At 43.5% G+C, this 19,389-nt stretch carries 16 protein-coding genes; 11 read left to right on the forward strand and 5 right to left on the reverse strand.

Annotation, left to right across the window (positions count from 1 at the left end; genetic code table 11):
* Positions 1–154 precede the first annotated feature (154 nt).
* The 5 genes from CES79_RS11440 (at position 155) to CES79_RS11460 (ending at position 4,818) form a co-directional block, all read left to right on the forward strand.
* Positions 155–1,348, forward strand: a complete 1,194-nt coding sequence (locus tag CES79_RS11440) for a betaine/proline/choline family ABC transporter ATP-binding protein (protein ID WP_089137275.1) — start codon at positions 155–157, stop codon at positions 1,346–1,348.
* The gene (locus CES79_RS11445) at positions 1,345–1,974 is read left to right on the forward strand and encodes an ABC transporter permease (RefSeq protein WP_089137276.1); all 630 of its coding nucleotides are present in this window, start codon (positions 1,345–1,347) and stop codon (positions 1,972–1,974) included. The genes CES79_RS11440 and CES79_RS11445 overlap by 4 nt, the downstream gene beginning before the upstream one ends.
* Positions 1,975–2,012: 38 nt before the next feature.
* On the forward strand, positions 2,013–2,918 hold the full coding sequence (locus tag CES79_RS11450) for an osmoprotectant ABC transporter substrate-binding protein (RefSeq protein ID WP_089137291.1): 906 nt from the start codon (positions 2,013–2,015) through the stop codon (positions 2,916–2,918).
* Positions 2,918–3,568: an ABC transporter permease gene (locus tag CES79_RS11455; RefSeq protein ID WP_089137277.1), complete on the forward strand. Its 651-nt coding sequence runs from the start codon at positions 2,918–2,920 to the stop codon at positions 3,566–3,568. Before CES79_RS11450 ends, CES79_RS11455 begins: the two co-directional genes overlap by 1 nt.
* 470 nt (positions 3,569–4,038) lie before the next feature.
* Entirely contained in the window at positions 4,039–4,818 is a 780-nt protein-coding gene (locus CES79_RS11460) for an acetoin reductase (RefSeq protein WP_089137278.1), read from the forward strand.
* A 126-nt stretch (positions 4,819–4,944) separates the two neighbouring features.
* Here CES79_RS11460 and CES79_RS11465 read toward each other — a convergent pair whose 3' ends face one another.
* The 4 genes from CES79_RS11465 to CES79_RS11480 all read right to left on the reverse strand — a co-directional run bounded on the left by CES79_RS11465 (position 4,945) and on the right by CES79_RS11480 (position 8,315).
* Positions 4,945–5,889, reverse strand: coding sequence for an NADP-dependent oxidoreductase (locus CES79_RS11465; protein WP_054656239.1), 945 nt, complete (start codon positions 5,887–5,889; stop codon positions 4,945–4,947).
* A 243-nt stretch (positions 5,890–6,132) separates the two neighbouring features.
* The gene (greA, locus tag CES79_RS11470) at positions 6,133–6,609 is read right to left on the reverse strand and encodes a transcription elongation factor GreA (RefSeq protein WP_089137279.1); all 477 of its coding nucleotides are present in this window, start codon (positions 6,607–6,609) and stop codon (positions 6,133–6,135) included.
* 14 nt (positions 6,610–6,623) lie between these two features.
* Positions 6,624–7,178, reverse strand: coding sequence for a cysteine hydrolase family protein (locus CES79_RS11475; protein WP_089137280.1), 555 nt, complete (start codon positions 7,176–7,178; stop codon positions 6,624–6,626).
* Between the two features lie 18 nt (positions 7,179–7,196).
* Entirely contained in the window at positions 7,197–8,315 is a 1,119-nt protein-coding gene (locus CES79_RS11480) for an aminotransferase (RefSeq protein ID WP_089137281.1), read from the reverse strand.
* A gap of 154 nt (positions 8,316–8,469) precedes the next feature.
* Here CES79_RS11480 and CES79_RS11485 point away from each other — a divergent pair, with 154 nt between their 5' ends.
* The 4 genes from CES79_RS11485 (at position 8,470) to CES79_RS11500 (ending at position 14,052) form a co-directional block, all read left to right on the forward strand.
* Entirely contained in the window at positions 8,470–9,654 is a 1,185-nt protein-coding gene (locus CES79_RS11485) for an ROK family transcriptional regulator (RefSeq protein WP_054656238.1), read from the forward strand.
* Positions 9,655–9,871: 217 nt separating this feature from the next.
* Complete coding sequence (gene xylA / locus CES79_RS11490) at positions 9,872–11,218, forward strand: xylose isomerase (RefSeq protein WP_089137282.1); 1,347 nt, start codon at positions 9,872–9,874, stop codon at positions 11,216–11,218.
* A 101-nt stretch (positions 11,219–11,319) separates the two neighbouring features.
* Positions 11,320–12,828: a xylulokinase gene (gene xylB, locus CES79_RS11495; protein ID WP_089137283.1), complete on the forward strand. Its 1,509-nt coding sequence runs from the start codon at positions 11,320–11,322 to the stop codon at positions 12,826–12,828.
* Between the two features lie 129 nt (positions 12,829–12,957).
* A complete protein-coding gene (locus CES79_RS11500; RefSeq protein WP_408005814.1) occupies positions 12,958–14,052 on the forward strand; it encodes an acyltransferase family protein in 1,095 nt (364 codons plus the stop codon).
* 108 nt (positions 14,053–14,160) lie between these two features.
* Here the strand turns inward: CES79_RS11500 and yicI are convergent, their stop codons facing one another.
* A complete protein-coding gene (gene yicI / locus CES79_RS11505; protein WP_054656237.1) occupies positions 14,161–16,440 on the reverse strand; it encodes an alpha-xylosidase in 2,280 nt (759 codons plus the stop codon).
* A gap of 268 nt (positions 16,441–16,708) precedes the next feature.
* Between yicI and CES79_RS11510 the strand changes: the two genes are divergently transcribed.
* Both CES79_RS11510 and CES79_RS11515 read left to right on the forward strand, forming a co-directional pair.
* Positions 16,709–18,112: an MFS transporter gene (locus tag CES79_RS11510; protein WP_089137284.1), complete on the forward strand. Its 1,404-nt coding sequence runs from the start codon at positions 16,709–16,711 to the stop codon at positions 18,110–18,112.
* A 22-nt stretch (positions 18,113–18,134) separates the two neighbouring features.
* Positions 18,135–19,295 (forward strand): ROK family transcriptional regulator, encoded by a 1,161-nt coding sequence (locus CES79_RS11515; RefSeq protein ID WP_054656236.1) that lies wholly within the window; start codon positions 18,135–18,137, stop codon positions 19,293–19,295.
* The last annotated feature ends 94 nt before the right edge of the window (positions 19,296–19,389 follow it).

The raw sequence follows: 19,389 nt of genomic DNA on the forward strand, positions 1-19,389 counted from the left end.
ACTGAATCCTAAGCTGAATCACTCGTTTGACGGCTTCTTAGTCGCTCAGGTGAGCGCCTTATAAATTTATGTCAGAATGCATAAGTGGTACAATTAAGCCAAATGTTTTTAGACATTTGTTCATGATTGATGCGGAGAGGAAGGGATAAAACCGATGTTTTTATCAATGGAACATCTCAACAAGACATACAGTGGTGGTAAAGTTGCCGTCGAGGATTTTAACCTAGAAGTTGATAAGGGTGAGTTCGTATGCTTCATTGGGACGTCTGGATCTGGTAAAACAACCACTATGCGGATGATCAACCGGATGCTGCAGCAAACATCCGGCACGATCAAAATCAATGGCAAAGATATTAGCCAGATGGACCCCGTTAAGTTGCGGCGAAAAATCGGTTATGTGATTCAAAACATCGGGCTCATGCCCCACATGACGATTCGCCAAAATATTACCTTAGTGCCACGTTTACTGAAGTGGCCACAGGATAAAATGAACGAACGGGCTAAGAAAATGATCAAGTTAGTTGATCTGCCAGAGGAATTTCTGAATCGCTATCCCTCTGAACTTTCAGGTGGGCAGCAGCAACGAATCGGTGTTGTGCGGGCCTTAGCAGCTGACCAAGACATCATTTTAATGGATGAACCCTATGGTGCCTTGGACCCGATCACCCGTGAATCATTACAGGATTTGATCAAAGACTTGCAGGAACGTTTAGGCAAGACGATTATTTTTGTGACCCATGATATGGACGAAGCGTTGACATTAGCCACCAAAATCGTGGTTATGGATAGTGGCAAGATCATGCAGGTGGCAACACCAGACGAAATCCTACGGCACCCAGCCAATGAATTCGTGGAAAACCTGATCGGTAAGGACCGGCTAATTCAAGCCCGGCCAAGTATTACCACAGTTGGTCAAGTCATGCTAAAAAACGTGGCGGCTATTACGCCTGATAAACTGTTAAAAGAAGCTTTGAAAATGATGCATGACCGGCGAGTCGATTCGCTGCTGGTCACTGACGATGGCGGTACGTTGAAGGGCTACATCGATATTGAAGATATTGACTATAACTTTAAGACGGCTACTAGTGTCGGTGACGTCATGCACGAAGACGTTTTCTACGTGAAGTCAGATTCCTTAGTACGTGATACCGTTGAACGGATCTTAAAGCGCGGGTTTAAGAACATTCCCGTAGTGGATAACGACAATAAATTAGTCGGTATCGTGACCCGGGCCGCCTTAGTGGACATTGTTTACGATGCGCTTTGGGGCGATGAAGATAAAAAGGATGATAGCGAGGACACCAAGGCGGATGCGGCTACTGCAGATCAAGGTGGTGACGCCAAATGATGCATTTTTTGTCCGTCTATGGCCTGTCGTTATTAGGGAAGACTTGGCAGCATATTTATATCTCAGGTATTTCACTGGGACTGGGTACAATCGTAGCGGTGCCGTTAGGGATTGCTTTGACGCGAACTAAACGAACCGCTAGCATCGTGATCTCGATTGCCAGTATGCTGCAAACCATTCCGGCGCTGGCCTTATTAGCCTTTATGATTCCGTTATTTGGGATCGGTGCTAAACCGGCGATCATTGCGCTATTTATTTACTCGTTATTGCCAATTTTGCGAAATACCTATATTGGCATGAACGATGTGGATCCTACGTTGAAAGACGCAGCTAAGGGCATGGGCATGACCGGTTGGCAATCGATCATCAAAGTTGAAGTGCCGCTGGCCGCACCGGTGATCATGTCTGGTATCCGGCTGTCAGCGACTTACGTGATTGCCTGGGCTGCCTTGGCGTCATACATTGGTGCCGGCGGGCTTGGTGACTTTATTTTCAACGGATTAAACCTGTACCGCAGTGATCTGATCCTCGGTGGTTCAATTCCGGTGATTATTCTAGCGTTGCTGGTTGACTGGGTCTTAGGCAAAGTTGAAACCGCGTTAACGCCACAGACAACAGAAGGATAGGAGGGGAAACCGTGAAAAACATCAAAAGATGGCTGATCATGCTGGGCTTCTCCTTACTAGGAATGATTGGACTAGCCGGCTGCGGGTTTCCGGGATTAGCAGGAACTGGCAGCGACACGATCCGGATTGCTTCACAAAATACGACTGAACAGCAGATCATGTCCTATATGATTCAAGATATGATTGAACATGATACGAACTTGCACACGACCATTATTAATAATCTAGGGTCGGCTAACGTGTCATTTAACGCGCTTAAAAATAACCAAGCTGATATTTCAGCTATTCGCTATATCGGTTCTGATTTAACCACGATCATGGGTCGGCCGGTTGAACGAAACCCGCAAAAAGCGACGAAAACCGTTGAAACCTATTTTAAGAATAAATACCATATGACTTACTTTAAGACGTACGGGTTCGCGGATACCTATGTTTGGATGGTGACCCAAAAGACTGCCAGGCGCGACCACTTAAATACTGTCAGTGATCTCAAACCGGTTGCTGGTAAGATGAACGTCGGCATCGACCAAATTTGGCTGAACCGTAAAGGTGATGGCTATGATGGGTTCCAAAAGACGTACGGCTATAAGTTTGGTGCCGTTCACCCGATGCAGATCGGGCTGGTTTACGATGCGGTGGCTGCTGGAAAAATGGATGCCATATTGGGTTATTCAACGGATGGCCGGGTTGATAGTTATCATTTGAAGATGCTAAAAGATAATAAGCACTTCTTCCCGCCATATACCGCAAGTGCTGTGGCAACGAATAAAGTGCTCAAAGAGCATCCGGAACTCAAACCAGTGATTGCGAAGTTAAGCGGTAAAATTGATTTGAAGACCATGCAAAAACTGAACTATGAAGTTGATAATGACCTGATGGAACCAGAAGTGGTTGCCAAGCAATATCTTGAGCAACATCATTACTTTGAAGGGAGCGGCAATTAATGGCGCATATGAATCTTTGGGAACAGCTCATTTACTATTATGCTCATAACGGTTCCTACGTTCTGGCACAGTTTAACCGTCACTTCTTGATCTCAGTGTACGGTGTGATCTTAGCAGCAATTGTTGGTATTCCGATCGGTATCTTCATTGCGCATCATACAAAGTTAAATGGCATCGTGATCGGTATTGCTAACGTGATTCAAACCATTCCATCATTAGCGATGCTGTCAATTATTATGATTGGCTTGGGCTTGGGTGTGAATACCGTGATTGTGACGGTATTTCTGTACTCACTGCTGCCAATTATCAAAAATACGGATACCGGGATGCGTAACGTGGATCCGGCGCTGTTAGATGCCGGAACTGGTATGGGGATGACGCGAATTCAGCTGCTCAGGTTAGTGGAAATTCCGTTATCCTTGTCAGTGATTATGGCCGGTTTAAGAAATGCACTGGTGTTAGCTATTGGGATTACTGCTATCGGGACCTTCGTGGGCGCCGGTGGTTTAGGGGACATCATCATTCGTGGGACGAACGCTACGAATGGGACGGCCATTATTCTAGCGGGTGCTTTACCAACGGCGCTGATGGCGATTATTCTGGATGTCGTTTTAGGCTGGGTTGAAAAAAAGGTGGATCCAACGGCCTAGAAGGTGCGGAAACAAGCGGTTAGAGAGCGTAGTGTAAGCGGGTAAGGGCAAAAATCCCGAACTTGGATTTATGTCCTTACCCGCTTACATGCAGCTCTCTGCTTGTTGCAGCCCGATTAGGCAAGAGGCAAGGTGCGAATGAGGGCGGTTAGAGAGTGGAGTGTAAGGCAGGCGGGCAAAAATCCCGCACTTGGATTTATGTCCGCCTGACTTACATGCAACTCTCTGCCCGAAGTAGCCCGATTAGGCTATGTAAAAGTAAAAATCCAAAAAAGCAGTCAAAATCATCAATCTCTGATGATCCTGACTGCTTTTTAAATTAATATCATATATTGTGTAAATCCACACAAATTACCGCTAATAAAGCCATGCCATGAAAATATAATCTAACAAGTTGCACTAAATCGTTGACGAATGAAAGACATTCAGGTATATTTAGTTGTGAAAAAAATAACAAGTAGGAGCTGATTATAGTGGCAAATGAAAAAGTAGCTTTAATTACGGGTGCCGGTCAAGGTATTGGTGAAGGGATTGCTTTACAACTCGCCAAGGATGGGTTTGCGGTTTCGCTTGCTGGCCGTCATTTGGAAAAGGTTCAAAAGGTTGCCGATAAGATCAATGCCGATGGGGGCAAGGCAATTGCCATTGAAGCGGATGTTCAATACAAGCAGCAAGTCTTCGATGCAGTTACTAAGACGGTATCTGAATTAGGTCAACTTAACGTTTTCGTTAACAACGCCGGTATCGCTCACGTGGCACAGGTTTGTGACACTACAGAAGAGGATATGGACCGTTTGTTGAACATTAACGTCAAGGGAACGCTCTTTGGCATTCAAGCCGCAGCTGCCCAATTCAAGAAGCAGGGGACACCGGGTAAGATCATCAACGCTTCTTCAATTGCCGGTCATGAAGGCTTTGAATTATTAGGTGGCTACTCAGCAACTAAATTTGCCATTCGTGGCTTAACGCAAGCTGCTGCTAAAGAATTAGCTCAAGATAAGATTACGGTTAATGCTTATTGCCCAGGTATCGTGCTGACACCAATGTGGGATCAGATCGATGCTGAATTGGGTGAGTTGCACAACGTGGCACCTGGTGAATCAATTAAGAGCTATCTTGCAGGGATTGCCTTGGGTCGTGGTGAAACACCAGCCGACGTTGCGAACTTAGTTTCCTTCTTAGCCAGTGAAAAGGCTGACTACATTACTGGACAAGCCATTATGGTTGATGGTGGCCTTATTTACCGGTAAACGAGTTAAAAAAATTACGACAATAATTTAGTTAAAGATAAAACTTTAGTAAAAACGGCAGCTAGTATCCAATTTGGAAAACTAGCTGTCGTTTTTACGATTCTATTTATAATGTTGATTAAAGGATTAGTCCTTAACGTGAATGACGAACTTACCCGTCATATGATGCGCTTCAACTTGTTTTTGAGCGTCGATCACATTATCAGCTGACCGTGGTAGAGTTTGCAGTTGAATTTTCACCTTGCCTGAAGTCACCAGGGCGGCAACATGTTCATAAGTGGCAGTCGTTGCATGGGTGGATTGGAAACTAACGGACTTATCGGGTAGGTTGGTTTGTTCAGGCGTTGGTTGGCCGCCAACTGTGACAAGCTTACCACCAGATTTCAGTGCGGTCAGGCCACCGGCAATATCACCAGCAGTATCGAAAACGGCATCAACGTCTTTGACGACATCGCCAACAGTTTGTTTATGATAGTCCACGACTTGATCCACACCCAATTGTTTTAATAACTCGTTGTGCGGAGCACTAGCAGTTGCAATCACCTTAGCACCTTGAGCCTTGGCAATTTGAACGGCAAACAGACCAACGCCACCAGCACCGCCTTGGACTAAGACCGTATCGTTAGGCTTTACTTTCAAATTTTCAACGATGCCTTCATATGCTGTCCCGCCGGCGACTGGTAAAGCGGCGGCTTGGTCGAAGGACAAACCAGCCGGAATCTTGGCCATGGTATCGGGTGTTGTGACAACGAATCGGCCGTAAGAACCGTTATTAGCTGCGTGATCTGAAGGGATACCGCCAAAGACGCGGTCGCCAGCTTTGTAACCGGTAACATTTTTACCAACTTTAGCAACGGTACCGGCGAAGTCCCAGCCTAAGACTAGTGGGAAGCTCCAATTATCAGAGAATGGTGCTTGCAGCATACCCATGCGGGCAGCGACATCCATTGGGTTGATACTGAATGCGTTGACACCGACTAAAACAGTGTCATCAGTGACTTGAGGCAGATCAACCTCAGTTTCATAAAACTCATCTGCTGAACCAAATTGTTTAATTACAATTGCTTCCATATTCAAATTCCTTCTTTCAAATCGTTAGATGTGTAAAATTGTTAGCGGTTACACTAACTTAATCGTAACACTGTATTTTTTTTGAACAATACATAATTGCGTAATATCGTACAAAAAGTAAAGATATTTTGTATAATGGTTTTACATATTGTGTTTGACAGGTAAATTAGAGAAAAATAATCAAAAAAACCAGCCAAATCATTTTCAGTTAGGAATGATTTGACTGGCTATTTTCGATTTTTATCAACTAATCACTTTTTTAACAGCTAAAATTTTTACCTGATAATCGCCATTCGGTGAACTGATCGTTACCACGTCATCAGTAGTATGGTCTAGCAGTGCTTGACCAATGGGGGAAGACAGCGAGATCTTATTATTGGCAATATCAGCTTCAGGATTACCCACCAGTTCAAACACTTCTTTAGACTGGTCATCCTCAAACTGCAGCGTGACGCTTTTACCAATCTCAATCACCGCGTTATCTGCTGGTTCATAGACCTGCGCGTATTTGAGCTGCTTTTTTAAATAGCGTAGACGACTTTCAAGGTGGCGCAGGTCACGCTTAGCGGCACTGTATTCCGCGTTTTCTGACAGGTCGCCCAGCGCCCGGGCGTCTGAAAGTGCTTTGATTTTACCGGGTCGATCCTGTTTAGCAGCTTCAATTTCAGCTGCAATTTTATCATAACCAGCCTGAGTAACTTTGTTGAAGTACGGTTGCATCGAAAAACTCTTTTCTACTCAATTTTAGCCCCAAGAACGTGTTCAAAATGACCTAATGCCCATTCCTGTCCAGCTGGCGTCAGGGCTGCCACGCCATCCTTGTGAACCACGATATTATAGTTTAAATTATAGGCATCCACGGCGGTATGCAGCACGCAAATATCGGTGCAGACCCCCACTAGATGGACGGTATCCACATGACGCTCGCGTAAACGCAGATCAAGATCGGTACCAGCAAACGCGCTGTAGCGGGTTTTATCATACATATAAACCTTGTCATCGTTTTGGTGTGTTTCAAACCACGGCTTAAGTTCGCCGTAGAACTCCCGGCCCCAAGTGCCACGCACATTGTGAGGTGGGAATAACTTGGTTTCTGGATGGTACGGGTCGTTTGGCGTGTGAACGTCAGTGGGTAAAATGACCCAGCTGCCGTCTGCTTCAAATTGATTGGCTAGCTTGATGATGGCTGGTTCCAGCACTTGGCCCGGCCCGCCACAGGTGAGAGCACCCTTATCATGCACAAAATCATTCGTGTAATCAATAATGAGTAACGCTTCATTTGCTGCCATATTTTGCCTCCGTAAGGTTTAATCAAATTGGCGTAAAAATTGCGACAATTTTTTGAGTCCGATTCTTAAAGTTGTTTCATCAGTACAATACCCTAAACGAGCGTGTCCTGGCAAGTCAAAACGCTCCCCTGGAACTAATAGCACGCCGGTTTCTTTTAGCAGTCGTAAGCAAAAACTTTCAGTGGTTTCGGGAATGTCGAATTTAACACACGATGTGGAAACGGCTTGAGGGAGCACAACACTGACCCGCGGCTCGGATGCTACCCAGTTTTTAAAGATTTCCAGGTTGCGTAAAACCAGCTTGCGGTTGCGGGCAAGCACGACGTTTTTATGCTGCAGAATGTAGACGGCTAAAATATCGTTCCAGACGCCACCGCAGATCATGGTGTAGTCGCGGTATTTTCTAAATAAATCTGAAACTGCATCACTGGCGACGGTCCAGCCAATGCGGACACCAGGAAATGAATAGGTCTTTGACAGCGAGTTAGTGGCGATACCACGGTCGTAAAGATCGACGATGGACGTAAAGTTTTCCGGATGGTCCAACGGCTGATAGACTTCATCGATGAGGATATAGGCACCAACCGTTTTCGCTAAAGCAACCACTTGCTGTAAGAAATTTTTGTCTAGCAGAGTACCAGTTGGATTGTTGGCGTTGTTCAAACAGATCATTTTGGTATTTGGCCGGATGAGCCGCTTCAGTTCATTAATGTCTGGATACCAGTTATCGGCTTCATGGATGTGCCAAAAGTCGACTTCAGCTCCCAGTGAGCGCGGAATATCGTACAATTGTTGATAGGAAGAGTATTCACTAATAACGTGATCACCAGGTTCAATCAGTGAATAAAGGGCGAGGTAATTGGCACCAGTTGCACCGTTGGTCTGCAGGACCTGGTTTGGTTTCACATGGTCATAAAGACTGCTGACCTGGGCTTTGAATTCTGGTGAGCCTTCGATCCAGCCATAGTTCATCTTGACGTGTGATAACTGGTCGTAAAGGACGCTGGGATCATCACCCGTCATTTTAAGTAGTTCGGTAATGGTCATTGAATCGATCGTGCTTTGAGAAATGTCATACTTGGCGCTTTTTTCCCACTGATTAAGCCAGGATTCGACACCAAATTCTGCGATTTTCATGAAAAACTCCTTTTTTTCGTTATTAAGAATATGTTATGGTTATTAAAATGAAGAACGTTAATGTGTTATTTTCAGGGTATTTAGACCCCAGTTGTAGACTTAATTAACAATAGTGTACAATAAAATAGCGTTAGTACCAAAGGGGGGAAACAAAATGTCGAGTGCAGTTCGTAATCGAATGCAGCTTCATCAACAAAATATTCAATCAGTCTTTGCCGAAGTATTCAACCATCAGCCAATTTCGAGAATTGAAATTTCACGGAATCTAGCACTTAACAAGTCAACGGTTTCTGCTCTATACCGAGATTTAAAAGACCAGGGGTACGTTGAAGAACTTGGTGAGGGCGACGCGTCAAACGTCGGCGGCCGGAAACCCGTACTGCTGGCGGTCAACCGAAAATACGGCTATACCATGAACTTTGATTTTGGGTACCGTCATCTACATGCTATGCAAAATAATGTAACTGGTGATGTGTTATCTTATAAGCAAGTTAACGTTAAGGGACTGACGCTTAAACAAATTTTACCATTAATTGATGCTGAGTTAGAAAATATATCAACTAACGATCACTCAAGCCATGGACTTTTAGGCATCAGCTTTGCCATTCACGGAACGGTTGATCATAATAAAGTAACTTATTCACCATTCTTGGATATGAGCCAAGTGGATTTGGAAGATTATTATACACAGAAGTTTCAAGTGCCGGTTTTGCTGGAGAACGAAGCCAACGTTTCTGCTGTCTACGAGCGGGATTTTAATAAGGCTAACGAGCAGTTGTCTAATATGGTAACGATCAGCATTCACCGTGGGATTGGTGCTGGTCTGATCATTCATCAAAATCTTCATCGAGGAATCCATGGTGAGGCAGGTGAAATCGGCCGGTCAGTTTCCATTGATGGCAATTGGGATGGAGAACCAAGAAAAGTTGAAGATTACTGTTCTGAAGATGCAATTATTACTCAAATTCAGGACAAGAAACATGCTGATAACATGACCCGTGAAGATGTGGTCAGACTGTTCAAAGCAGATGATCAGGTAACTAAGTCAGCTTTAAGGGGTTTCGTTAGAAACGTTGCCGGCATTATCTATAACGTAGCAAATAACTTCGATCCAGATGTGATTTTCTTGAACTCACCATTAATAGAAGCTTTGCCGGAACTAGAACCGCAAATTGAAAGCTTCTACGCGCAAATGGCACCGTCAATACGGGTACCAATCAAATTAACTAAAAATTCCCATTACGCGACTTTGCTGGGTGGCTGTGCATTAGTCACTCGGGAAGTTTTAGGGATGGAAGATGCCAAATTGAATTTTGGTGCACAGACCGTCATCTTATAGAGTTAGATTCAGGATCGCTTAATGATCCTGAATTTTTTTGTGGTCATTTAAACCTGGTATTCTGGGGATTAAGGGTGTAGTTCATGTGATTTAAATCTAAAAGGGGTTGCATTCTAGAATGTAAGCGCTATACTAAGACTTGTGAGTTGGTTGTTTGAACAAACTAATCTAATTTGATTTTAAGTTTTGATTTAAATATATTTTAGGAGGCTTCTTCATGGCTGAACAGAAATGGGACATGGATAAGATTAAGTATGTTGGTAATTCTAGTTTAGGTTCTGGTGCTGAATTTCACTATTACAACCCAGACGAAGTTATCGGCGGTAAAAAGATGCGTGACTGGCTGCGGTTCGCCGTTGCTTACTGGCACACATTTGATCAACGTTTGGTAGACCCATTCGGTGATGGTACTGCAATGCGTCCATACGACAAGTACACTGATCCAATGGACAACGCCTTAGCTAAGGTTGAATATGCTTTTGAATTCTATCAAAAATTAGGGAACGACTTCATTTGCTTCCATGATCGTGACTTAGCTCCTGAAGGTGACACCTTACGTGAAACCAACAAGAACTTGGACAAAGTCGTTGACCGGATCGTGGATTACCAAAAGACTAGTGGCTTAAAGGTCTTATGGAACACATCGAACCTGTTCACTAACCCTCGTTTCGTTGCTGGTGCTGGTACTTCACCATACGCTGACATCTTTGCTTACTCTGCTGCTCAGTTGAAGCACAGTCTAGAAATTGGTAAGCGTGTCGGTTCTGAAAACTATGTCTTCTGGGGCGGCCGTGAAGGTTACGAATCACTCTGGAACACCAACATGAAGTTGGAACAAGAACATGCTGCTAAGATGTTCCATATGGCTAAGGATTACGCCAACGAAATTGGCTTCGATGCACAAATGCTGCTCGAACCAAAGCCTAAGGAACCAACAACTCATCAATACGACTTTGATGCAGCTACCACCATTGCCTTTATGAAGACATACGACTTGGACAAAGACTTCAAGTTGAACTTGGAAGGTAACCATGCTAACTTAGCTGGCCATACTTACCAACACGAAATCCGTGTTGCTCGTGAAGCTGGCTTACTTGGTTCATTGGATGCCAACCAGGGTGATAAGCTGATCGGCTGGGATATTGATGAATATCCTTCAAACCTTTACGAAACAACTGCTGCAATGTACGAAGTTGTTGAAAACGGCGGTATCGGCCCTCGTGGTGGCTTGAACTTTGATGCTAAGCCTCGTCGTTCATCATTTGAACCAAACGACCTCTTCTATGGCCACGTTGTAGGTATGGATAGCTTTGCTGCCGGCCTGCGTGTTGCTATGAAGATGAAGGAAGACGGTGTTCTTGAAAACATCGTTAAGGAACGTTACAGCTCATACGATTCAGGTATTGGTGCCGACATCGAAAGTGGTAAGGCAACCTTCAAGACCCTTGAAGATTACTCACTTGACAAGACCCAAGCTGAATTACGTGCCGCAACTTCTTCAGATCACTTGGAACAAATCAAGGATACGATCAACCATTACATTGTTAACGTTTTAGGCAAATAAGCCGATTTAAAATAATGTAATTTTAAAAAGAAGCAGCCAGTGGACCGATTGTCTGCTGACTGCTTCTTTGTTGGTATAATGGTATAAAGGAGTAATTTACTATGAACGAATACGTATTAGGCGTTGATTTGGGAACCAGCGCCGTTAAAGTTTCCGCTATGAACCGGGACGGCGAAATCGTCGCTCAGCAGGCATTCGATTACCCACTGATTCAGGCCAAGCCAGGTTACAGTGAACAGAATCCCGAAGACTGGGTTTCAGGAACGACTGTCGCTATCGTGAGATTGATTTTGGATGATCACATTAAGCCCGAAGAAATTTCTGGGATCAGTTTTTCCGGTCAAATGCATGGGTTAGTTCTGTTGGGTGAAAATGACCAGGTTTTGCGCCCAGCCATTCTCTGGAACGATACCCGGACGGCGAAGCAGTGTCAAGAAATTAAAGCCAAGATGGGTTCCGAGTTTGTCGATATTACGAAGAATCAGCCACTGGAAGGCTTTACGTTGCCGAAGATGCTGTGGGTCAAGGAAAATGAACCCGACATCTGGAAACAGGCTAAGACCTTCTTGCTGCCAAAGGATTACGTGCGGTATCGGATGACGGGTAAGTTGGGCATGGATTATTCGGATGCTACCGGGACCGTTTTGCTAGACGTTAAAAATGGCCAATGGAGTCAAAAAATCTGTGATGCCTTCGATATTCCAATGTCCATGTGCCCACCACTGATGCGATCCATTGACTCAGCTGGTAAGATCTCCAGCAGTTTCGCTACTTTCTCCGGTCTAGATACGCATACCGAAGTCTTTGGCGGTGCTGCTGATAATGCTGCTGGGGCGGTTGGTGCCGGTATCCTATCACCTAACATGGTCCTTTCAAGTATTGGAACTTCCGGTGTTGTTTTAAAGTATGAAGAAGATCCAACGGTTGATTATCATGGGGTGCTCCAATTTGAAGATCACGCCATTCCGGATTCATACTACTCAATGGGTGTGACGCTGGCAGCGGGATATTCGCTGAACTGGTTTAAGAAGACCTTTGCCAGTGACGAATCCTTTGACGACATGGTCGATAGTGCGGCTAAGTCGACAGTGGGGGCTAACGGGTTACTTTATACGCCATACATTGTTGGCGAACGGGCACCGCACCCAGATGCCGATATCCGGGGGAGTTTTACAGGAGTTGACGGCACTCACAAGAAGGTCGACTTTGTCCGCGCCGTATTGGAAGGCATTATCTTCTCATTCAAAGATATCATGGATATTTATGATGAAAACGATAAGGAGTTTGATACGGTCGTTGCCATTGGCGGTGGTGCCAAGAGTCCACTCTGGCTGCAAATTCAAGCTGACATCTTTAATAAAAAAGTGGTTAGCTTAACTAACGAACAGGGTCCCGGTATGGGTGCTGCCATGATTGCCGCTGTTGGTCTCGGCTGGTTCAAGAACTTCCAGGAGTGTGCGGAAAAATTTGTCCACTTTGGCAAGACTTACGTACCCAATCCTGATAATGCTAAGAAGTATGATCAGCTGCATCAGATCTACGCGCAGGTTTATGATCAGACCAAGGGCATCAGTAAGCAACTGTTAGCTTACAGACGTGAGAATAATTAGCTGTCATTAAATTAAAGGTAAGCAGCGTCATTCGTTAGCGAATGACGCTGCTTTTTGCGTTATGGGACGTTTATCTAAATGATAAATTACTTTACAATAGCATTATGAAGAGGGAGGCGAAATGATTTCGTGAAACGAATTTTACATACAGGAAAGATTGCCGATATCGGTGACTATCTTAAATTAACCGCCTGTACCGCGGTGATGCTGCAGCCAATTTTAAACTTGGCATTAAGGACAATGCCGGAAGCAACGACGCAGATGGTTATCGGCGCTGTTTACAATTTGGTGAAATTTACCGCACCAGCGTTTATCTTTGGCATCTTGTACACCACAATGCGAACGACTGTTGATACCGCGGTTACTTATCAGCAGTATCTGAAACAGTCATGGCACAGTTTATTCGTGCCAACCCTTTGGTGGACCAGTATTTATCTGCTGGCGATGCCCTGGGTCCAACAGGTCAGACACTACCATAGCTGGAAAAGTTTTGTCTGGCAGTTTATTAACGGTAACGCTGCCCCACATTTGTGGTATAACACGATGATGCTGCAGTTTATACTGCTTATGCCACTTTTTTGGCTGATTGGCCGATGGTGTCAGACGGTGCCAAAGCGTGGCTGGTTCATTGTGGCGCTAACCCTTATTATTACCGGACTCTGGCTGGAATTTTATGATCGTGAAGTCTTTCATGGCCCCCACATGGCAGATTGGTATTTAACTGACAGGTTATTTATCAGTTTCTTGATCTACGGTATTTTGGGCACGCTTGCCTGGCAGTATCGCAAGGCTGTTAATCCATGGCTGCAGAAATGGTGGGGTGCGATTTTACTCATCTGTATCGCTAGTTTTTACTGGATCTGCCGGGAGTTATTCGCGTTTGGTTATCCGGTAAAATTAACGAATGCGCCGTACTATAAGCCTTCGATGGTGATCTATGATTTAGCGGTCATTGCCTTGGTTGCGGCAGTGGCACTCAGCCAAATTCAACGACAGCGGCCCATTACCCGAATCGTTCATTATTTAGCTGGCTTTGCCTACAAAGCGTTTCTCTCAAACGTTTTTTGGGAGCAGTTGATTTGGCTGACGATTGGTAAACGGTTGATCATGGTTAACGTGGATTGGGGGATTTTAATTACTTACGTTGGAACTTGGTTGTTGTCCTTTGCGTCCGCTGTTGGGATTCATGCTGTTTGGCGGCGGATTAAACAGGCTAAATATTGAAAATGAGATCAATGGAACTAGTTACTCAAAAAGTACCTCAATTGTTAGAATTGAATCTAACAATTGAGGTACTTTTAACCATGTGAGTTGGTTTATTGAGCTAACAAATTAAAGTGTAAATTTACCAGATCCATTGCTGAGCTTAAACGTCTTAACTTGACCATCAGAATGGAAGTTAACAACTGAGTTACCTTTCAGTCCTTCAGCAGTTACGGATAGTTCATTACCTTGACGTTCAGCCTTAACAGTTCCTGCTGGTTTACCCTTTTCATCAACGACTCGAGTAGTTGCAGTATTACCATCAGCTAATTCGTAAATGTTGATGTCAGGTGCGTCTGTATAATCGTACTCAGCATGTTCAGCACCTGGGTGACGAAGAATGATGCTATTATCTCTAGCCAATACAGGTAAGTTGAGCATATCGTAATTCTCTTTGAACCACTGACCATGTTCAACGTGGTAGCTCTTTTCAGTAAGAATATTGGTCCAATTACCAGCTGGCAGGTAATAATTAACGTCGCCTTCAGCGTTGAAGATAGGTGCCACGATTAACTTGCTACCTAACATGTACTGCTGTTCAAGGTGGTAAGTATTGCGGTCATTAGTATATTCCAAGAAAAGTGGCCGCATCAGTGGTGTACCAGTTTCGTGGGTATTAACAGCTTCATCAAAGATGTAAGGCATTAATGAAAGCTTTAGGTTGACGAATTTACGAGTATTATCTACGGCTTCTTCATCAAAGACCCACGGCACCTTGTACTGACCTGAACCATGGTAACGAGAGTGAGAACTTAAGAGGCCAAATTGGGTCCAGCGCTTGTAGAGATCAGGAGTAGCTTGTTCTTCAAACCCACTAATATCATGAGCCCAGAAACCAAAGCCTGAAAGCAAGAATGATAGTCCACCACGAAGTGAATCAGCCATTGACTTGTAGCGGCTTAAGCAATCACCGCCCCAGTGAACTGGGTATTTCTGAGAACCAACCGTTGCTGAACGTGCAAAGACAACGGCTTCGTCTTTGCCTTTTTCTTGTTGAATGATACTGTAGACAGCTTGGTTGTACTGATAAGTGTAGTAGTTATGTTCGCGCTTAGGATCTGAACCATCGTAGAAGACGGCATCCTCAACTGGAATCCGTTCACCAAAGTCGGTCTTGAAGCAATCTACACCCATGTCTAGTAGGTCTTTGAGCTTGCTTTGATACCACTTAACGGCAGCGGGGTTGGTGAAATCAACGAAGCCGTTACCAGCTTGCCAGAGATCCCATTGCCAGACGTTACCATCTTGACGTTTAATCAAGTAACCGTTATCTTTCCCTTCTTTAAAGAGAGGGGATTTTTGAGCAATGTAAGGGTTGAGCCAAACACAGACTTTAACGCCACGATCATGAACCTTCTTGATCAGACCTTCTGGATCTGGGAATTTATCATGGTCCCACAGAAGTGTTGACCATTCAAATCCTTTTTGCCAGAAACAGTCAAAGTGAAAGACATCCAGTGGAATTTTACGCTTAGCCATACCATCAATAAATTTAAGGACGGTTTCTTCACTATAATCGGTTGTAAATGAAGTTGATAACCAAAGACCAAATGTCCATGCTGGTGGAAGTGAAATCTTACCAGTTAAACGAGTGTACTTGTCCAAAACACCTTTTGGAGTGGGACCGTCAATGACGTAGTATTGCATTGATTGGCCTTCAATACTGAATTGAGTCCGGTCAACGTTTTCTGAAGCAACTTCGAAAGAAACGGTTTCAGGTTGATCAACGAAGACCCCGTAGCCTTCACTGCTAAGGTAGAAAGGAATGTTTTTATAAGCTTGTTCAGAACCAGTACCGCCATCCTTGTTAACGATGTCAACGGTTTGGCCGTTCTTAACAAGGGATCCGAAACGCTCACCAAGACCATAAATCAATTCATCAACGCCCATGGAAAGTTGTTCTCTCATGTAGTGTTTGCCAGTTGACTTATCTAAGATAACGCCTTCAGCCTTTTCCATCGATTTAGTAATCGTCTTACCATTACGTTGAAAATCGAGCTCAAAATGGCCTTTAAATGGTGCTTTAACGGCTAAATCACCGGATTGATAAGTGACTTCCTTATCGCCAGTTGTGATCTTGACGTTTGGATGTTCATTTTCCAGTTCAAATGAAGGATTCTTATCAAGTTGATCAAAGTGAATTAATTTAACCCCAATAACACCTTCCATTGGAGAAGTGAGTTCAATAGTTGACATCCCTAGGTTTAATTCATCACCACGTTCATTAATGTACTTAAACGGGGCGTAAAGCGTTAATTTATCACCATCTTGTTTAACGTCGAAAACTTCTTTTGGCGACTGAATCTCATATTGAGGTCGGTCGAGCCAATAACCATTCGTAAATTTCATGGAGAAAGCACCTCTATTGAGTTAGTTTAGAAACTGAACTTATTAATAATCACGATTAGTGTAATTGATTTTCAAAGTTTTGTCAACGCTTTCATAGTTTAAAATTAAATAATTTATATGCTATAAAGGCTTATATATAGGTAATTAAAATTATTAATGAGTTATAGAAGCTTAAATCTTTGTTGACATTTGGAACCGGTTACAGTATTATTTGATTTGAAAGTTGAACTTATTAATAATCAAAATAAAATTCAGCGAGGTGTCAATTATGAGTCAAAATGTTTCTCAGCCCGATGAAATAGCACCTGAACAAAAGAATCAGGTGCCCTGGAAAGAGCGTTTCTCCTATAGTTTGAGTGACTTTGCATGTAACTTGTCATTTCAAATGGTCGGAACCTACTTAATGATTTTCTACACTGATACATTTGGTATTAGTGCCGCTGCAGTTGGTACATTGTTCTTAGTTGCCCGGATCGTGGATGCCTTTGATGGGCCATTCTGGGGAATTATGATTGATCATACCCATACTAAATGGGGCAAGAGTCGGCCGTACTGGTTATGGTTCTCGATACCATTTGCGGTCTTCTGTGTGCTTGTCTTTACCACTCCTAACTTAAGCTTAACTGGTAAACTTATTTGGGCATACATTACTTATATTGGTGTTGATATTCTCTATTCATCAGTTAACATTCCAATTACTTCGATTTTGCCATCATTAACAAGTAATCCGCAAGAACGTGTCACTTTGTCAACAATTCGTCAATTCATGGGTACTGCCGGTGCTACTATCATTACTGGTATTACTTTAGGCATGGTCGCATGGATCGGTGGTTCTACTACCAGCAAACGTGGCTGGTTCATTTGGGCATTAGTTGTTGGTATTATTGTTGTTATCCTGTTCGCAATTGTCTTTAAAAACACTCACGAACGTGTCCAAACTAAGAGTTCACGTAAGTCAATTCCAATTAAAGAATCCTTAAAAGCACTTAAGAAGAACTGGCCATGGGCAATCATCATCTTTATTAACTTCATTTACTGGTTAGGGATGCAGACCCGTTCACAAGTTACGGTTTACTTCTTTAAGTACAACATGCATAACGCGGGCTTAGCTTCACTGGTACTGAGCTTGCAATTAGTTGCCTTAGTCGCCGTTGTATTGACGCCGTTGACTTCGAAATTAATTGGTAAGCGTAACACGATGCTTGGTGGGATGATCTTGGCTTGTGTCGGTCAACTTCTGTTGGACTTAGGTGCATCACACTTAAGTGTTGGTATGATCGTCTTTGCTACCATCGTTGGTTACTTAGGTACTGGTTACGTTTCAGGCTTGATTGCTGTTATGTTAGCCGATGCTGTTGACTATGGTGAATGGAAGAACGGTGTCCGTGCAGAGGGTATCGTCACTTCATTCTCAAGTTTCTCAGCTAAGCTTGGTATGGGTATTGGCGGTGCCATCACTGGTGCCATCCTTTCATCAACCGGTTATGTTGCTAACCATGCCCAGAGTGCTTCAGCTTTACACGGTATTGAAATGAACTATATTTGGGTTCCACTTCTCGGATTTGCACTATCCGCCATTGCATTATTGTTCTATCATGTAGATGGAATTGAAAAGAAGATGCAAAGTGATTTAGCTGCTAAGCATGCAAGAGAGAATGCTGAAGCAGAATAATGATGAGAAATGAGCGATTCGGATGATTATTAATAAAGACATTATGCGTGGCCATAACGAACATTCAGTGCTGGCTGAGATTGTTAACAATGCACCACTATCACGGAACGAAATCTCCCAAAAAGTTGGTCTTAATAAGGTGACGGTATCAGATATTGTTGGTCAATTTCTGGATCGTCAATTGGTTAAGAGCATCGGTGAAGGTCGGTCAAGCAATGGCAGTAGTGGGCGAAAGCCTGAACTAGTTGAATACAATGCTGAGTTTGGGTATACCGTTAATTTCAGTATTTCGGATTCTCAGGTTGAAATGCTGGCGACTAAATTCGATGGCCGGGTACTAGAGTATAATGTTGAATCAATTAATCATCAGCCGATATCGGTTATTTTAAAAAAAATGGATGAACTGATTGAACAGTTGCCGGACTTTCACTTCGTCAATGGGTTGCAGGCGATTTCAATTGCAATCTTTGGCGTGGTCTATAAGAACGAAATTGTGACCTCAGATTTTATCGATTACGATGACGTTAACCTTGTTGACTATTTTCAGGATAAGTATCAAGTACCCGTGATTATTGAAAATGAGGCTAACCTGTCAGCAATTTTTGAAGAAGATTTTAGCAAACAGGAATTACAAAATTTGGTATCAATTAGTATTCACGGAGGTGTTGGTGCTGGTGTGATCATTGGTGCTCATCTGTACACTGGTAATTATGGTCAAGCAGGTGAGATTGGGCGGATGTTAATTCCGAATACAGCCAAGGGTCAGGAGCGACTGACGAAGCTACCGACTTTTGAATCAGAATGGTCGTTGGATGCAATTGTTGACAAAGCCTGTGTTGTTAAGAAAAATAAGGATTACAACCTTACTATGCTAATTGAGGATTATAAAAACCATGATGATCAAATAGTGAAGCTCATTGAATCGTTTTGCTACTATTTAGCAATCGTGACTAGCCATTTGATCTCTGCTTATGATCCGCAAATGATCTTCTATAATTCACCGTTAATCGACAGTCTGCCAGAAATACTGAAGAACATTCAAATGAAATTGACGTTTTTGCCGTTAGTTCCCCCGTTAGTAATGTCAAAAGATGTTCACTACGCGACATTGTTAGGCGGTGCGTCCATGGCGATTCATCAGGTTCTTCATATGAAAGGTACTAGACTGATCCTGCATCATTAAATTAATCACTGGATAGTTATATATTGTTTTCTAAGGAGCTCAGATACCCACAAGAGATAGGTATTTGGGCTTCTTTTGTCGATTATTAGGAGGG

The sequence above is a fragment of the Secundilactobacillus silagei JCM 19001 genome, assembly GCF_002217945.1.
Taxonomy (GTDB): Bacteria; Bacillota; Bacilli; order Lactobacillales; family Lactobacillaceae; genus Secundilactobacillus; species Secundilactobacillus silagei.

What these genes read in the sequence shown, in the direction of transcription:
- CES79_RS11440 (WP_089137275.1), top strand. Translation starts at nt 155, where the DNA reads ATGTTTTTATCAATGGAACATCTCAACAAGACATACAGTGGTGGTAAA.
- CES79_RS11445 (WP_089137276.1), top strand. Translation starts at nt 1,345, where the DNA reads ATGATGCATTTTTTGTCCGTCTATGGCCTGTCGTTATTAGGGAAGACT.
- CES79_RS11450 (WP_089137291.1), top strand. Translation starts at nt 2,013, where the DNA reads ATGCTGGGCTTCTCCTTACTAGGAATGATTGGACTAGCCGGCTGCGGG.
- CES79_RS11455 (WP_089137277.1), top strand. Translation starts at nt 2,918, where the DNA reads ATGGCGCATATGAATCTTTGGGAACAGCTCATTTACTATTATGCTCAT.
- CES79_RS11465 (WP_054656239.1), bottom strand. Translation starts at nt 5,889, where the DNA reads ATGGAAGCAATTGTAATTAAACAATTTGGTTCAGCAGATGAGTTTTAT.
- greA (WP_089137279.1), bottom strand. Translation starts at nt 6,609, where the DNA reads ATGCAACCGTACTTCAACAAAGTTACTCAGGCTGGTTATGATAAAATT.
- CES79_RS11475 (WP_089137280.1), bottom strand. Translation starts at nt 7,178, where the DNA reads ATGGCAGCAAATGAAGCGTTACTCATTATTGATTACACGAATGATTTT.
- CES79_RS11480 (WP_089137281.1), bottom strand. Translation starts at nt 8,315, where the DNA reads ATGAAAATCGCAGAATTTGGTGTCGAATCCTGGCTTAATCAGTGGGAA.
- CES79_RS11485 (WP_054656238.1), top strand. Translation starts at nt 8,470, where the DNA reads ATGTCGAGTGCAGTTCGTAATCGAATGCAGCTTCATCAACAAAATATT.
- xylA (WP_089137282.1), top strand. Translation starts at nt 9,872, where the DNA reads ATGGCTGAACAGAAATGGGACATGGATAAGATTAAGTATGTTGGTAAT.
- xylB (WP_089137283.1), top strand. Translation starts at nt 11,320, where the DNA reads ATGAACGAATACGTATTAGGCGTTGATTTGGGAACCAGCGCCGTTAAA.
- yicI (WP_054656237.1), bottom strand. Translation starts at nt 16,440, where the DNA reads ATGAAATTTACGAATGGTTATTGGCTCGACCGACCTCAATATGAGATT.
- CES79_RS11510 (WP_089137284.1), top strand. Translation starts at nt 16,709, where the DNA reads ATGAGTCAAAATGTTTCTCAGCCCGATGAAATAGCACCTGAACAAAAG.
- CES79_RS11515 (WP_054656236.1), top strand. Translation starts at nt 18,135, where the DNA reads ATGATTATTAATAAAGACATTATGCGTGGCCATAACGAACATTCAGTG.